The 15,422-nt window shown below is 69.5% G+C and carries 15 protein-coding genes; 11 read left to right on the top strand and 4 right to left on the bottom strand.

Annotated features, from left to right (window positions below; all coding sequences use genetic code 11):
* Positions 1–41: 41 nt before the first annotated feature.
* From H9651_RS05280 to H9651_RS05270, 3 genes are all read left to right on the top strand, one after another.
* The gene (locus H9651_RS05280) at positions 42–947 is read left to right on the top strand and encodes a phosphodiesterase (protein ID WP_191718103.1); all 906 of its coding nucleotides are present in this window, start codon (positions 42–44) and stop codon (positions 945–947) included.
* 86 nt (positions 948–1,033) lie between these two features.
* Positions 1,034–2,497, top strand: a complete 1,464-nt coding sequence (locus H9651_RS05275) for an aspartate ammonia-lyase (RefSeq protein WP_191718101.1) — start codon at positions 1,034–1,036, stop codon at positions 2,495–2,497.
* Between the two features lie 81 nt (positions 2,498–2,578).
* Positions 2,579–3,091: a DUF4190 domain-containing protein gene (locus H9651_RS05270; RefSeq protein WP_191718099.1), complete on the top strand. Its 513-nt coding sequence runs from the start codon at positions 2,579–2,581 to the stop codon at positions 3,089–3,091.
* Between the two features lie 58 nt (positions 3,092–3,149).
* Here the strand turns inward: H9651_RS05270 and H9651_RS05265 are convergent, their stop codons facing one another.
* Complete coding sequence (locus H9651_RS05265; protein WP_191718097.1) at positions 3,150–4,016, bottom strand: fumarylacetoacetate hydrolase family protein; 867 nt, start codon at positions 4,014–4,016, stop codon at positions 3,150–3,152.
* Positions 4,017–4,079: 63 nt separating this feature from the next.
* Here H9651_RS05265 and H9651_RS05260 point away from each other — a divergent pair, with 63 nt between their 5' ends.
* The 3 genes from H9651_RS05260 to H9651_RS05250 all read left to right on the top strand — a co-directional run bounded on the left by H9651_RS05260 (position 4,080) and on the right by H9651_RS05250 (position 6,564).
* A complete protein-coding gene (locus H9651_RS05260) occupies positions 4,080–5,249 on the top strand; it encodes a PrsW family intramembrane metalloprotease (protein WP_191718096.1) in 1,170 nt (389 codons plus the stop codon).
* 199 nt (positions 5,250–5,448) lie between these two features.
* Complete coding sequence (locus H9651_RS05255; RefSeq protein ID WP_191718094.1) at positions 5,449–5,817, top strand: FKBP-type peptidyl-prolyl cis-trans isomerase; 369 nt, start codon at positions 5,449–5,451, stop codon at positions 5,815–5,817.
* 180 nt (positions 5,818–5,997) lie between these two features.
* Complete coding sequence (locus H9651_RS05250; RefSeq protein WP_191718092.1) at positions 5,998–6,564, top strand: YceI family protein; 567 nt, start codon at positions 5,998–6,000, stop codon at positions 6,562–6,564.
* On the opposite strand, the gene H9651_RS05245 is transcribed toward H9651_RS05250, so the two are convergent.
* Positions 6,530–7,492 carry a DMT family transporter gene (locus tag H9651_RS05245; protein ID WP_449843648.1) on the bottom strand — a complete coding sequence of 321 codons (963 nt, stop codon included), beginning with the start codon at positions 7,490–7,492 and terminating at the stop codon, positions 6,530–6,532. The genes H9651_RS05250 and H9651_RS05245 overlap by 35 nt on opposite strands.
* Positions 7,493–7,793: 301 nt before the next feature.
* On the opposite strand from H9651_RS05245, the gene rpsO reads away from it, so the two are divergent.
* Positions 7,794–8,063: a 30S ribosomal protein S15 gene (rpsO, locus tag H9651_RS05240; RefSeq protein WP_191718090.1), complete on the top strand. Its 270-nt coding sequence runs from the start codon at positions 7,794–7,796 to the stop codon at positions 8,061–8,063.
* 82 nt (positions 8,064–8,145) lie between these two features.
* Here the strand turns inward: rpsO and H9651_RS05235 are convergent, their stop codons facing one another.
* The gene (locus tag H9651_RS05235; RefSeq protein WP_191718089.1) at positions 8,146–9,327 is read right to left on the bottom strand and encodes an acyltransferase family protein; all 1,182 of its coding nucleotides are present in this window, start codon (positions 9,325–9,327) and stop codon (positions 8,146–8,148) included.
* A 160-nt stretch (positions 9,328–9,487) separates the two neighbouring features.
* On the opposite strand from H9651_RS05235, the gene H9651_RS05230 reads away from it, so the two are divergent.
* The 3 genes from H9651_RS05230 to H9651_RS05220 all read left to right on the top strand — a co-directional run bounded on the left by H9651_RS05230 (position 9,488) and on the right by H9651_RS05220 (position 12,605).
* Positions 9,488–10,687, top strand: a complete 1,200-nt coding sequence (locus tag H9651_RS05230) for an LLM class flavin-dependent oxidoreductase (protein ID WP_191718546.1) — start codon at positions 9,488–9,490, stop codon at positions 10,685–10,687.
* The gene (locus H9651_RS05225; protein WP_191718086.1) at positions 10,684–11,328 is read left to right on the top strand and encodes an FMN reductase; all 645 of its coding nucleotides are present in this window, start codon (positions 10,684–10,686) and stop codon (positions 11,326–11,328) included. The genes H9651_RS05230 and H9651_RS05225 overlap by 4 nt, the downstream gene beginning before the upstream one ends.
* An 89-nt stretch (positions 11,329–11,417) precedes the next feature.
* Positions 11,418–12,605, top strand: coding sequence for a N(5)-(carboxyethyl)ornithine synthase (locus H9651_RS05220; protein WP_191718084.1), 1,188 nt, complete (start codon positions 11,418–11,420; stop codon positions 12,603–12,605).
* A 48-nt stretch (positions 12,606–12,653) separates the two neighbouring features.
* Here the strand turns inward: H9651_RS05220 and H9651_RS05215 are convergent, their stop codons facing one another.
* A complete protein-coding gene (locus H9651_RS05215) occupies positions 12,654–12,839 on the bottom strand; it encodes a DUF5302 domain-containing protein (RefSeq protein WP_191718082.1) in 186 nt (61 codons plus the stop codon).
* Between the two features lie 307 nt (positions 12,840–13,146).
* On the opposite strand from H9651_RS05215, the gene H9651_RS05210 reads away from it, so the two are divergent.
* On the top strand, positions 13,147–15,411 hold the full coding sequence (locus tag H9651_RS05210; RefSeq protein WP_191718080.1) for a polyribonucleotide nucleotidyltransferase: 2,265 nt from the start codon (positions 13,147–13,149) through the stop codon (positions 15,409–15,411).
* Positions 15,412–15,422 lie beyond the last annotated feature (11 nt).

Below are 15,422 nucleotides of genomic sequence, written 5' to 3'. Positions count from 1 at the left end.
CCGCGGCGGCCGCGTCGGCGCCCTCGCCTAGACTCGGCCGCATGCAGCCCGTGCAGTTCGGCAGCCACCCCCCGGCACGTCGCGTCATCGTCCACCTCAGCGACGCCCACCTGCTCGGTGGGGACCGCATGCTCGGCGGGCGGTTCGACTCGCTGGCGAACCTGCGGGCGACCCTCGCCGCGGTGGAGCGCCTGGGGGTGACCCCCGATGCGCTGGTGTTCACCGGCGACATCGCCGACCTCGGCGAACCCGATGCATACCGCGCCGTGCGCGCCGCCGTCGAGCCTGTCGCCGAGCGCCTCGGTGCCCCGATCGTGTGGGTGGCGGGCAACCACGACGAGCGGCCCGAGCTGCGGCGCGACCTGTTGGGCCTGGAGCCGTCGCACGAGCCGGTGACCGGCGTCTGGGATCTGGGCGGGCTGCGGCTGATCGCCCTCGACACCAGCGTGCCCGGCTGGCACCACGGCGACATCGACGCCGGGCAGCTGCGCTGGCTCGGGCAGGCGCTGCGGCAACCCGCGCCGCTGGGTACGCTCCTCGCGCTCCACCACCCGCCGCTGCCGAGCCACATCCCGCTGTTCGACATCCTCGAGCTGCGGCACCAGGACGCCCTCGCCGAGGTCATCGCGGGCACCGACGTGCGCGGCATCCTCGCCGGCCACCTGCACTATTCCACCCACGGCATGTTCGCGGGCGTTCCGGTCAGCGTCGCGGCGGCCACGTGCTACACGATGAATCTGCAGCGTGCCCCTGACGAGGTCAACGGCATGGATGCCGGGCAGTCCTTCCACCTCGTGCACGTCTACGACGACACGATCACCCACGCCGTCGTGCCCGTCGTCGACGCCTCCACCGGCGACTTCTTCTCGGCGGAGTGGACCGAGCGCATGGCGGCGCTCACGCCGCAGGAGCGACTCGAGGAGTTCTCCCGCAAGCCCGGGCGCTGACCCCCTGCGGTGCCGGCACCGGAGTGGGCCCGGGTAGGCTCGAAGCATCCCTTTCACGCCGCTGTGAGCACCCACGAGGACGCATCATGTCACTGGACGACACCCCGACCACCCGCACCGAGACCGACTCCCTGGGGTCGCTGGAGATCCCCGCCGACGCGTACTGGGGGATCCACACCGCACGCGCTCTGGAGAACTTCCCGGTGTCGCTGCGCCCCATCTCCGTCTACCGCGACCTGGTCTGCGCGCTGGCGATGGTCAAGCAGGCTTCCGCCCGCGCGAACCTCGAGATCGGGGTGCTCGACGCCGAGCGTGCCGACCTCATCGACCGGGCCGCGCAGCGGGTGATCGACGGCGACTTCCATGACCAGTTCGTCGTGGGGGTCGTGCAGGGTGGTGCCGGCACGTCGACCAACATGAACGCGAACGAGGTCATCACCAACATCGCGCTCGAACTCGCCGGCCGGCCCAAGGGGGACTACGCCTACCTCTCACCCATCGACCACACCAACCGCAGCCAGTCGACCAACGACGTCTACCCGACCGCCATCAAGGTGGGACTGGGGCTGGACCTGCGCACCCTCCTGGAGGAGCTCGATCTGCTCCGGCAGTCCTTCCTGGCCAAGGCGGTGGAGTTCCACGATGTGCTGAAGGTCGGGCGCACGCAGTTGCAGGATGCCGTGCCGATGACGCTCGGGCAGGAGTTCCACGGATTCGCCACGACACTGGGGGAGGACCACGCCCGCCTCACCGAGAACGCGTCGCTGCTGTACGAGATCAACATGGGCGCAACCGCGATCGGCACCGGCATCACGACCCACCGCGACTACGGCGCCGCCGTGCTGCGGCACCTGCGCGACATCACGGCGCTCGACCTCGAGACGGCCGACGACCTCGTCGAGTCCACGAGCGACACCGGCTCGTTCATGTCGTTCTCCTCGTCGCTCAAGCGAAACGCCATCAAGCTGTCGAAGATCAGCAACGACCTGCGCCTGCTCTCCAGCGGCCCGCAGGCGGGCTTCGGCGAGATCAACCTGCCCGCCCGCCAGGCCGGCTCCTCCATCATGCCCGGCAAGGTCAACCCGGTGATCCCGGAGGTCGTCAACCAGGTCGCCTTCTCCGTCGCCGGCGCCGACCTGACCGTCACGATGGCGGTGGAGGGCGGGCAACTGCAGCTCAACGCCTTCGAGCCGATCATCGCCCACTCGCTGTTCCAGTCGATCACGTGGATGCGGCGTGCGATGCGCACTCTGCGGGTGAACTGCGTCGACGGGATCACCGCGAACCGTGAGCGCCTGGGCGCCATGGTCGGAGCGTCGGTCGGCGTCGTCACGGCACTCACGCCCTTCATCGGCTACGCGGCCTCGGCTGCGCTGGCCAAGGCCGCGCTGCTGACCGGGCACAACGTGGGCGACCTCGTCGTGGAAGCGGGACTCATGACCCGCGAAGAGGTCGACAAGCAGCTTTCGCCCGCACGCCTGTCGGGACTGGAGACCATCACGGCCGCGATCCCGATCGTGCAGCCCGCCGACAGCATCGTCGAAGGCTGAGCCCGGCCGGTTTGTCCTCGCGACGACGAGCCCGCTAGCGTCGGACGCGACCGGGATCGTCCGGAACACCGAGGAGTACACATGTCCGACCCGCAGAACCCCGCACCGCCGCCGGTCCCGCCCGCCGGGCACCAGCCGCCGGCGCAGCCCGACGCATCAGAGCAGCCGGCGTACCAGCCCCCGCCGGCCCACCAGCCGCCGCCGGCGTACCCGTCGGCCCCGCAGCAGACCTCTCCGCAGGGCGCCTACCCGCCCGCCGCGCCGCCCTATGGCGACGCGCAGTCCTATGACCAGGGCGCTCCGCAGGGGCCCGTCCCCGGCAAGACGCTCGGCATCGTCGCCTTCGTGGTGTCGCTGTTCGCATCGGTCATCGGCGTCATCCTCGGCATCGTCGCGTACGTGCAGAGCAAGAAGGCCGGGGTCAAGAACGGCTGGGCGCTCGCGGCCATCATCGTCGGCTCGGTGCTCACCGTCGTCGGAATCATCATCGGCATCGTGCTCGTCGCGGCCCTCCTGCCGCTCGTCACCGCGTGCCTGGAGCTCGGTCCGGGCGTGTGGGAGCTCACCAACGGTCAGGTCATCACCTGCGAGTGATGCACCGCCGCGGCTGACCCCGCAGCAACCGACCCCCGTGCGCTCCGGCGTGCGGGGGTCAGTCGTCGATGCGGCAGTGCGTGGTGAGCGAGCCGATGCCGTCGATGCCGACGGTGACGGTCGAACGGTCCCGCAGGAAGATCTGCGGGTCGCGGGAGTAGCCGGCCCCGCCGGGGCTGCCGGTGGAGATGAGGGTGCCCGGCAGCAGTGTCGCCGACGACGACAGGTGCGAGACGAGGGTCGCGACGGAGCGGATCATCTGCCCCGTCGAGCCGTCCTGCACGGTCTGCCCGTCCACGATCGCCCAGATGTGCAGATCCTGCGGATCGGCGATCTCGTCGGCGGTGACGACGAACGGGCCGGTGGGGGTGAAGCCGTCGAACGACTTGCAGCGCGACCATTGCGCCTCCGAGAACTGGATGTTGCGCGCGGTGATGTCGTTGACGACGGTGTAACCCCACACGTGGTCGAGCGCATCGTCGACGGTGACGTCCTTCGCGGCGCGGCCGATGATGACGCCCAGCTCCGCCTCGTAGTCGACCGACTCGCTGAGCGCACGTGGCCACGTGATCGTCGTCTCGTGGCCGGTGAGCGAATTGGGCCACAGCACGAACACCGTCGGGGCGGTGTCGGCCTTGAGGCCCAGCTCGCTCGAGTGCGCCGCATAGTTGAGGCCGATCGCCAGCACGACGGGGGGAGCGAGCACGGCGGAGGCGAACGACAGGCCTGCCAGCGGATGCCACCGGTCGGCGCTGCCTGCCGCCTCCCGCACCCGGGCGAGCAGGTCGTCGCCGCCGGCGATGAGGTCGGCGAGCAGCCGGGGGGCGCCGGGGAACAGGTCCGCGGTGATGAGGGCTTCGTCGTCGCGGACGACGGCCAGCCGGGGCGGGGCGCCCGCGGAAGTGGTCACGTGGGCGAAGCGCATCGTTTCAGGCTAGTGGCCTGGGCGCCGCCGGGTACGATCCGCGTGCACCCTAGGCTGAGCGTCGTGTCGTACACCTCTGCGCTGGCCCAGCCGCACCCGGGGCGCCCGGCCGTCATCGCGCCCGCCCCCGCGTCCCCGCCCGTGCTCCCCGTCCCCAGCCGCAAGGGCCGCTCCGCCCCCATCTGGCTCGCCGGACTCCTGGTCGTGCTGCTGGTCGCGCTCGCCGCGTACCTGCTCACCTTCCTCGGCGCCGCGGCCTCGATCATCGGCATGGTGCTGGCCCTCGTGCCACTGACCGGAGTGCTGCTGGCCGTGCGCATCGCCGACCGGTGGGAGCCCGAACCGCGGTCGCTGGTGATCCTCGCGGTGGCCTGGGGCGCGGTCGCCGCCGTCGTGATCGCCCTCGCGGTGGATTTCGGCATCACCCTCGTGATCGGCGCCGACGGCTCCGTCGCACGGGACGTGTTCTCCTCGGTCGTGCAGGCGCCCATCGTCGAGGAGGCGGCGAAGGGACTCGGGGTCTTCCTCATCTTCGCCAGGGCCCGCCGCGCGTTCGACGGCCCGGTCGACGGCATCGTCTACGGCGCGCTCGTGGGTGCGGGATTCGCCTTCACCGAGAACATCCTCTACTTCGCCTCGAGCCTCCTCGAGGGCGGGGTGGCCGAGACGACGATGACGTTCTTCGTCCGCGGCATCCTGTCGCCGTTCGCGCACGTCATGTTCACCGCGATCACCGGCTACGCGCTGGGGCGCGCCGCCCGCAGAGGGTCCTCGGCGGCGGCCGCGATGCCGACATGGCTGGCGGGTATGGCCGGCGCCGCCCTGCTCCACGCCGTCTGGAACGGCTCCGCCGTGTTCGCGGACTTCTTCGCGCTGTACGTGACGCTGCAGGTGCCGCTGTTCGTGCTCTTCATCATCGGGGTCGTGCTGCTGCGCCGCGAAGAGGCGCGATTGACCCGCACCCGACTGGGGGAGTACGCCGCGGCGGGGTGGTTCAGCGCGGGTGACGTCGACATGCTCGCCACGCCCGCCGGCCGCCGCCGCGCGCTGGCGTGGGCGCGCACCCTGCCGGGCGATCGTGTTGCGACGATGAAGGCCTTCATCATGGATGCCACGGCGCTCGCCGCCGCCCGCGAGCGGGCGCTGTCGGGCCGTGACCCGCACGCGAGCGAGGACGAACGGGTCTTCCTCACGCGCGCCGTGGCGGCGCGGGCGGCGCTGTTCGGCCGGTGACGCACGAAGGGCCCCACGCCCGCGATATCACGCGGCGGATGAGGCCCGGTGTGCCAACTCAACGCCCGGTGCCGCGGCATTGCCTGCGTGACTCCCGGGCGCTGAGTTGATCTGCTCTCATCATCCTCTTGCGCGCCGCGGGGTGTCAAGGATCCGCCTCGCGTTGACCGGGCCCGGCGCGTCGGGTTTGAATGGGAGCATGACTGACAACCGCACCAAGCCCGAGTTCGACGCGCCCACCGGACCCGCGCCGTCCGAACTGGTCATCCGCGACATCATCGTGGGAGACGGCGCCGAGGCCAACCCCGGTGACACCGTCACGGTCCACTACGCCGGCGTCGAGTACGACAGCGGCGAGGAGTTCGACTCGTCGTGGGGTCGTGGCGAGAGCATCCAGTTCCCGCTGCGCGGCCTCATCCAGGGCTGGCAGGACGGCATCCCCGGCATGAAGGTCGGCGGCCGTCGCGAGCTCATCATCCCGCCGCACCTGGCATACGGCCCGGCCGGCGGACACTTCCTCGGCGGCAAGACCCTGGTGTTCATCATCGACCTGCTCGCCGTCGGCTGACCCGAGCCACCACGGCCACGAGAGGGGCGGATGCTGCGGCATCCGCCCCTCTCATGCTGTCTGCACATCCTCAGCCCGTCATCCCGCAGAAAGATTTCCATTCATTGGAATAGAAATGTCATACGGCCCGTTGTCTCTCTCAGACCTGCCGGGAAACCCGGCCAGAACGATGGAGGAACCATGACCGAATCGACCACCGCCACGCTCGAGATCCCCGGCTACAAGGCCGGCACGTGGGTGCTCGACCCCTCGCACAGCGAGGTCAACTTCAGCGTGCGCCACATGATGATCTCGAAGGTGCGCGGCACGTTCGACGTCAAGAGCGCCACCATCATCGCCCCCGAGAACCCGCTCGAGGTCAGCGTGGTCGCCTCCGCCGACGTGGCATCGGTGAACAGCAAGGACGAGGCGCGCGACAACCACCTGCGCTCGGCCGACTTCTTCGACGCAGAGACCCACCCGACGCTGGACTTCGTCTCCACCGGTGTGCGCGTCGAGAACGGCGACTTCCTCGTCGACGGCGACCTGACGATCCGCGGCATCACGCGCCCGGTGACCTTCGAGCTCGACTTCGGTGGCTTCGGCGTGGACCCCTGGGGCAACTACAAGGCCGGCGCGACGGCCAAGACCGTCATCAACCGCGAGGACTTCGGTCTGGTCTGGAACGCCGCGCTCGAGACCGGCGGCGTGCTGGTCGGCAAGGACGTCACCATCACGCTGGACCTTCAGGGCTCGCTCCAGGCGTGACCTCCGGGCGGATGCCGCCGGCCGTCTCGGCTGCTGCGGCATCCGCCTGCTTGTGCCGGCGCAGCCGCAGGCGATCTTGTGCCAAGAGGATGCCGAGGAAGACCAGCACCGCACCGGCGGGCTCGTTCCAGTGCAGCCGCTCGCCCAGCAGCACGATGCCGAGGGCGACCCCCACCACCGGTGTGATGTAGGTCACCGTCGAGGCTCGGGTCGGGCCCCACGCGCGCAGCACGTTCTGATTCCAGATGTAGGCGACACCCGTGCCGAAGCAGCCGAGGGCGATGAGGCTCAGCACGATCCAGACATCCAGGCGCACCGGGGACAGTGCGACGAACGGGGTCAGCGCGAGCATGACGACGGCGGCGATGCCGATGTTGAGGAACGAGAACACCAGCGCGGTCATGCCGGTGTCCGAGACGAACCGTCGCATGTAGGCGAGGCTGAAGCCGTAACAGGCGGTCGCGCCGAGGATCGCGAACTGTGCGACGAGGCTCTGCGACAGATCGAGCCCCTGCCAGGGTGCGATGATCACCATCACGCCCGCGACGCCGACGAGGATGCCGACGATCTGTGCCGGCTTGAGTCGCTCGACGCGGAACACCGCCCACGCCATCACGGCGGTCATGATCGGCGTCGTGGCGTTGTAGATGCTCGCAAGTCCCGAGGTGACGTGCTGCTGGGCCCACGAGAACAGCAGGAACGGCACCACGCAGAACGACACCGCCAGTACCGTCATGTGGGCCCAGACCCGGAGGCGGCGCGGCAGGCGGTCCCGGCGCAGGGCCACGAACACGCCCAGCGTGAGCGCGCCCAGCACGAGCCGCGACCACACCACCTGAGCGGGGGTGATGCCTTCGAGGGCGACCTTCATGAACAGGAAGCTCGACCCCCAGATCATGCCCGTGAGCACGAACTGCACCGTGAGCACGGCCGTGGTCGGCGGGGGCGACGCCGGGCGGGCGGCGGCCGGTGCGCCGGCGGCGGGCGCGGCCGCGACGGTGGGGATGGGAGCGGTGGGCACGTCGCGACTCTAAACCCGGCCGTGGACGCCGCAGCCCGGTGGGGGATGCGACGGCCGGAATCCGCCGACGAACGACCGGAAGCCTGCGGTCGCCCGCCGCGCGATCGCACTGGTAGACTTTCGAGGTTGCCGTTAGATCGGCCGCGGATAAAGAGAGCCCACGTATCAGGCGTCGGGCGCCGCGCAACGAGGAGAGAGGGGATCACCTATGGCACTGGAATCAGACGTCAAGAAGGCGATCATCGAAGAGTACGCGACGCACCCCGGTGACACCGGATCCCCCGAGGTGCAGGTCGCGATGCTGACGCAGCGCATCAAGGACCTCACCGAGCACCTCAAGGAGCACAAGCACGACCACCACTCGCGTCGTGGGCTGTTCCTGCTCGTCGGTCAGCGCCGCCGTCTGCTCGGCTACCTCCAGGACATCGACATCGCGCGCTACCGCTCGCTGATCGAGCGTCTCGGGCTCCGCCGCTAAGGCATCGCAGCCAGCGTTCAATCGCGCAGAACTTCTTGAGGGCCGTCCCAGGTGTGGGGCGGCCCTCGTGGTTTCCCCGGGGTCAGCGTGATATGCGGGGACCGGGGGAGGAGCGGTGTGGTTCGGCGGTGCGGCGCGAGCCGGTGGGGTCGCTGCGGTGCCCTTCACGCCGGGCGAGGGTGGGGTCGGCGAACAGCCAGCGCGGCCGGGGCTCGACCAGGCGGCGGAACACCGCGCGCACGGGCTTGGTGGCCAACCCCAGCGCGATCAGCACGGAGGCGATCAGCACCACCGGCAGCCAGAACCAGGTGGGGTCGAGCTGGCGCATGACACCGGACTCCCGGAACGGGTAGAGCACGAAGGAGTGCAGCAGGTAGACGTACATCGTGTACTGGCCGAAGTGCGTCCACCACCGGTCGCGGCGCGGCATGAGGGCGAAGAACGCCGCGCACAGCACAAGGGCGACCCCCATGAGCACGAGCCGCACGCCACCGGCCCACCACGCCGTCGCGCCGAGTTCGGCGTAGCCGGAATCGTAGAACAGCCAGGTGCGCAGGTTCACCGACTCCCAGAAGTTGAGGTAGGACCAGGCGGCCCAGCCCGCCACCGCGATCACCGCGCAGGACACGGTGACGAGCCACCACGATCGCGACCGCAGCAGGTCGAATCGCGCGACGATGTCGCGGTCGCGAAGCCACCAGCCCAGGGTGAAGAAGAACAGCAGCCCGAGCGTCCGCGACAGCGAGAAGGTGGAATCGATGTTGGGGAGATAACCCGCCCCGACCGAGATCGCGAGCGTCCACGCCAGCGGCCAGCGCAGCAGCGCCAGATAGGGCAGCACCAGCCGGAAGATACCGAGGGCGAGCAGGAACCACAGCGTCCACGACGGCTCGGTGGGGTTGGGGTTGGCCTGGCCCTCGACGAGCCACTTGGTCAGCGTCCACAGGCCCTCGAAGATGAGGTAGGGCACGACGATGTCGGTGATCACCCGGGCCATCTGGCGCTGGCTGGGGGCGCCCGCTTTGGAGAAGTACCCCGAGATGATCGCGAAAGCCGGCATGTGGAAGGCGTAGACGACGAGGTACACGGACGCCGCGATGTCGGAGTCGTACGTGAGACGCTGCACGGCGTGTCCCAGCACCACCAGCACGATGCAGGCGAAGCGGGCGTTGTCCCAGAACGGCACGCGCTGCTTCGGACGGGCCGTGGTTCCGGTTCGGGGCGGACCGGTCGGGTGGGTGTTCGCCGTGGCCGCCTCGTTCATCGCAGTCACACTACCCGCGCAGCACCGACGCTTCCGGCGCTTGCGGGAATAGCCTGAGTATGTCTGCGTTACACCGGATACATTCATTTGCATGAAAACGGATGCCACCGGCATCCGGGAGCGGAGAGCGATCGTGGACGACACGAGCACCGGCACACAGATGCAGTTCGGCATCTTCACCGTCAGCGACATCACGCAGGACCCCACCACCGGTCACACGCCCAGCGAGGCCGAGCGCATCCGGGCCACCCTGACGATCGCCGAGCACGCCGAACAGGTGGGCCTCGACGTCTTCGCGCTGGGGGAGCACCACAACCCGCCGTTCTGGTCGTCGTCGCCCACGACGACGCTGGCCTACATCGCCGCGCGCACCGAGCGCCTCATTCTGTCGACCGCGACGACGCTCATCACCACGAACGACCCGGTGAAGATCGCCGAGGACTACGCGATGCTGCAGCACGTGTCGGACGGCCGCATGGACCTCATGCTCGGCCGCGGCAACACGGGGCCGGTGTACCCCTGGTTCGGCAAGGACATCCGCCAGGGCCTCCCGCTCGCGATCGAGAACTACGCGCTGCTGCACAAGCTGTGGCGCGAGGACGTCGTGGACTGGGAAGGCACCTTCCGCACCCCGCTGCAGGGCTTCACCGCCACGCCGCGGCCGCTCGACGGCGTGGCCCCGTTCGTCTGGCACGGCTCGATCCGCACGCCCGAGATCGCCGAGCAGGCCGCGTACTACGGTGACGGCTTCTTCGCCAACAACATCTTCTGGCCCGCCGAGCACTACCAGCGCCTCATCGCGCTGTACCGCCAGCGCTACGCCCACTACGGTCACGGCACCCCTGAGCAGGCGATCGTCGGCCTCGGCGGTCAGGCGTTCATGGCGAAGAACTCGCAGGATGCCGCCCGGCAGTTCCGCCCGTACTTCGACAACGCGCCGGTGTACGGCCACGGTCCGTCGCTGGAGGACTTCAGCGAGATGACCCCGCTCACCGTCGGCTCGCCGCAGCAGGTCATCGACCGATACGCCGGCATGCGCGAGATGTTCGGCGACTACCAGCGTCAGCTGTTCCTCATGGATCACGCCGGCCTGCCGCTGAAGACCGTGCTCGAGCAGCTCGACTTCCTCGGCGGCGAGGTCGTGCCGGTGCTGCGCCGGGAATTCGCGAAGAACCGTCCCGCCGAGGTGCCCGACGCGCCGACCCACGCCTCGCTCGTCGCGGCCGCCTACGGCGACGCTGCCCCGCGTGCGGCCACCCCCCGCGCCAATCGCGGTGACAACCTCAGCGGACCGTCGCCGTATCAAGACGCCCCGGCGCCGGCCGGTGCCGCCTTCGGCCTGGGCGGAGGCGCCCGGTGAGCGCCCGTCGCATCGCCGTCGTCTCGGCGGGGCTCTCCAACCCCTCCTCCACGCGCATGCTCGCCGACCGGTTGGCTGCGGCCACCGAGCGCGAGCTCGGCGCCCGCGGCGAGGAGGTGCGCATCGACGTCGTGGAGCTGCGCGACCTCGCCCACGACATCACCAACGACCTGCTCACCGGCTTCGCGCCGCCGGCGCTCGAGACGGCGGTGAACACCGTGATCTCCGCCGACGGCCTCATCGCCGTCACACCCATCTTCTCCACGAGCTATTCCGGCCTGTTCAAGTCGTTCATCGACATCCTCGACCCCGATGCGCTCACCGGCATGCCGGTGCTGATCGGCGCGAACGCCGGCACGCCGCGGCATTCGCTGGCGCTGGACTACGCCATCCGGCCGCTGTTCACCTACCTGCACGCCGAGCCGGTGTCCACGGGCGTGTTCGCCGCCTCCGGTGACTGGGGTGCGCAGGCCGATCAGATCGCACCGCTCGCTGCCCGCGTGGAGCGCGCGGCGCGGGAGTTCGCCGACGCCGTCACGCGGCGCGCGCCCGCGGCGGTGGCCGACCCCTTCGATCCCGCCGGCTACCTCGGCGAGGGTCGCTCGTTCGGGCACCTCCTCGGCGGCCTCGCGGGCGAGTAGGGTCGCTCCACCGGCGGGGTGTGGCCGGTGGGGCACTGATACCTTCGGGTCACGGTGCCCCTCCGGCCCGGGCGACGGAAGAGACGACGATGACGACGCAGCATCCCCTCACGATGGGCGTCGTCGGCGCCTCTCTCAAGCCCGACGAGCGCCGGGTGCCGTTGCACCCCGACCACCTGGAGCGGATCCCCGAGGATCTGCGCGCGCGGATGCTGCTGGAAGCGGGGTACGGAGAGCGCTTCGGCATCTCCGACGACGAGCTGCGGCCCACCGTCGGCGCGATCCTGAGCCGGGGGGAGCTGTTCGAGGCCGCCGACGTGCTGCTGATGCCGAAGCCCCAGCACGCCGACCTGCGAGGGATGCGCGACGGCCAGGTGCTCTGGGGGTGGCCGCATCTCGTGCAGGACGAGGAGATGACCCGGCTCGCCCTCGACAAGAGCCTCACCGTCATCGCGTTCGAGGCGATGAACCACTGGGGCGCCGACGGTTCGTTCGGTCTGCACGTCTTCCACAAGAACAATGAGCTCGCCGGGTACTGCTCCGTGCTGCACGCGCTGCAGCTGTGCGGCTCGACGGGGGACTACGGCCGGCGACTGTCGGCGGTCGTCATCGGCTTCGGCGCGACCGCTCGCGGCGCGGTCACCGCCCTGCGCGCGCATGGCGTGCAGGATGTGCGCGTGCTCACCAACCGGGCGACGGCATCGGTGGCCGCACCGATCCACGCCACGCAGATGCTGCAGTTCGACCACGACGGACCCGACGAGAGCGAAGTGATCACCGACGAGGGCCGCGTGCCGTTGGCGGCCTTCCTCGCCGAGAGCGACATCGTCGTCAACTGCACCCTGCAGGACCCCAACCGGCCGCTGATGTATCTGCGCACCTCCGACCTCGCCGCGTTCCGCCGCGGCAGTCTGATCGTGGACGTCTCGTGCGACGAGGGCATGGGCTTCGAGTGGGCGCGGCCGACGAGCTTCGCCGACCCGATGTTCACCGTCGGCGGCAGCGTCGACTACTACGCCGTCGACCACAGCCCGTCGTACCTGTGGAACTCCGCGAGCTGGGAGATCAGCGAGGCGCTGCTGGGCTTCATCCCCGCGGTCATGGGCGGCCCGACGGCGTGGTCCGCTGACGAGACGCTGTCACGGGCGATCGAGGTGAGCGGTGGCGTCGTGCACAATGCGGCGATCCTGGAGTTCCAGAACCGCATGCCCGAACCGCCGTACGACGTGCGGTCCGACGGGAGGACCGGCGCCGGGGCCGAGGCCGCCCGAAGGTGAGGGGCCCGACCGCACGTGCGGCGGACCCCTCCCCGGGCGTGCGGTGGTTCAGCCGCTCTTGCGACGGAACTCGCGCTTGTGGCCGGCCGGGGCATGGGCGCCGTGCACCGCGGAGTCGGCGTCGAGGTGCGACTCTCCCTTGCGGTGCTGCGCGTTCTTCTTCTCCAGCGCGTCCTTGAACTTGCGCTTCATCTCCTCGGATGCCGCGTCGGCGGGCTTGTCAGGGGTGCTCATGGGTCCAACCATAAGCGCCGGATCCGGGGCCGGACCAGGCGTGTCTTGCGTACAGGGTGGGCTGATAGGCTCCAGGAGGGTGCCCTGTGGCATCCGCTCAATCGAATACTGAGCTCAGGGAGCAGGCCGGCAGGAAGCTGGTCCCCTGTGGTGGGTTCCCGTCCGTGTGGACGGTGGCTTTCCACTGGTGGCCAGCGCAGGCGGTTTCGCGGTCGATCCGCACGCCTATATCTGCCTGTTCCTGCTCCTTCGCACGATCTCGTGCGCGAAACGCGCGTGCGAGTCTAAACAAAGAAGGAGAGACCTCTTGGAAGGTCCTGAAATCACTGCCGCCGAAGCCGTTCTCGACAACGGACGCTTCGGCACCCGCACCGTTCGTTTCGAAACCGGCCGCCTCGCCCAGCAGGCGCAGGGCGCCGTTGCCGCCTACCTCGACGAGGAGACGATGCTCCTGTCGGCCACCAGCGCCGGCAAGCACCCTCGCGAGGGCTTCGACTTCTTCCCGCTGACCGTCGACGTCGAAGAGCGCTCGTACGCCGCGGGCAAGATCCCCGGCTCGTTCTTCCGCCGTGAGGGCCGTCCCTCCACCGAGGCGATCCTCGTCTGCCGTCTCATCGACCGCCCGCTGCGCCCCTCGTTCGTCGAGGGTCTGCGCAACGAGGTGCAGATCGTCGTGACGATCCTCTCGATCGCCCCGGGTGAGTTCTACGACGCGCTGGCCATCAACGCCGCGTCGCTGTCGACCCAGATCTCGGGTCTGCCGTTCTCCGGTCCGATCGCCGGTGTGCGCCTCGCGCTCATGCCCGGTCACGGCGAGCACCCCGACCAGTGGATCGCGTTCCCCAAGGCCGAGCAGCTCGAGGAGGCCGTGTTCGACCTCATCGTCGCCGGCCGCGTGCTGCCCGATGGCGACGTCGCGATCATGATGGTCGAGGCCGAAGCCACCGAGAACAGCTGGAACCTCATCAAGGCCGGCGCCACCAAGCCCAGCGAGGACGTCGTCGCGCAGGGCCTGGAAGCAGCCAAGCCCTTCATCAAGGAGCTCGTCGGCGCGCAGAACGTGGTGGCCAACACCGCCGCGAAGGAGATCAAGCAGTTCCCGGTCTTCCTGCCCTACAGCCAGGAGACCTACGACTTCGTCGCCGGTCGCGCGTACGACTCGCTCGTCCCGATCTACCAGATCGCCGACAAGCAGGAGCGTCAGAACGCCGACGACGAGCTCAAGGACCGCGTCAAGGCCGAGCTGATCGCCGCGACCGAGGCCGGCGAGCTGCCCGCAGCTGCTCCGCTCGAGTTCGCTGCGGCGTACAAGTCCGTCACCAAGAAGATCGTCCGCGGTCGCATCCTCTCCGAGGGTGTGCGCATGGACGGCCGTGGCCTGGCCGACATCCGTCCGCTGGACGCCGAGGTGCAGGTCATCCCGCGCGTGCACGGTTCGGCGATCTTCCAGCGGGGCGAGACCCAGATCCTGGGTGTCACCACGCTGAACATGCTGAAGATGGAGCAGCAGATCGACTCGCTGTCGCCCACGACCAGCAAGCGCTACATGCACCACTACAACTTCCCGCCCTACTCGACCGGTGAGACCGGCCGTGTCGGCAGCCCGAAGCGTCGCGAGATCGGGCACGGCTTCCTCGCCGAGCGCGCCCTCGCGCCGGTGCTGCCCAGCCGCGAGGAGTTCCCGTACGCCATCCGCCAGGTGTCCGAGGCGCTGAGCTCCAACGGCTCGACGTCGATGGGCTCCGTCTGCGCGTCGACCCTGTCGCTGCTGAACGCGGGTGTGCCGCTGCGCGCCCCCGTCGCCGGTATCGCGATGGGTCTCGTCACCGACCAGGTCGACGGCCAGACCCGCTACGCGGCGCTGACCGACATCCTCGGCGCCGAGGACGCCCTGGGCGACATGGACTTCAAGGTCGCCGGTACGAGCGAGTTCGTCACGGCGATCCAGCTCGACACGAAGCTCGACGGCATCCCGTCGTCGGTGCTCTCGGCCGCGCTGCAGCAGGCCAAGGACGCCCGTATGACGATCCTCAGCGTGCTCAACGCCGCGATCGACGGTCCGGACGAGATGGCGCCGACCGCTCCGCGCGTGATCAGCGTGCAGATCCCGGTCGACAAGATCGGCGAACTGATCGGCCCCAAGGGCAAGACGATCAACGCGATCCAGGACGAGACCGGCGCGCAGATCTCCATCGAGGAGGACGGCACCGTCTACATCGGTGCGACCGACGGCCCCGCGGCCGAGGCCGCCCGTGCCCAGGTCAACGCGATCGCCAACCCCACCAACCCGGAGGTCGGCGAGCAGTTCCTCGGCACCGTCGTGAAGATCGCCGCCTTCGGCGCCTTCATTTCGCTCCTGCCCGGCAAGGACGGTCTGCTGCACATCAGCGAGGTGCGCAAGCTCGCCGGTGGCAAGCGCGTGGAGAACGTCGAAGACGTGCTCAATGTCGGCCAGAAGATCCTCGTCAAGATCACGAAGATCGATGACCGCGGCAAGCTGTCGCTCGAGCCCGTCGTGGAGGAGGCCGCTGAGGCCGCCGCCGAGGGTGCAGAGGTCGCCGTCGAGAACTGATCTCGACGTGC

The organism is Microbacterium pullorum (genome assembly GCF_014836535.1).
In the GTDB taxonomy this organism is placed as follows: domain Bacteria; phylum Actinomycetota; class Actinomycetes; order Actinomycetales; family Microbacteriaceae; genus Microbacterium; species Microbacterium pullorum.
Note: the sequence above shows the minus strand (reverse complement) of the source record. Positions and strands in the feature narration are given on the sequence as shown.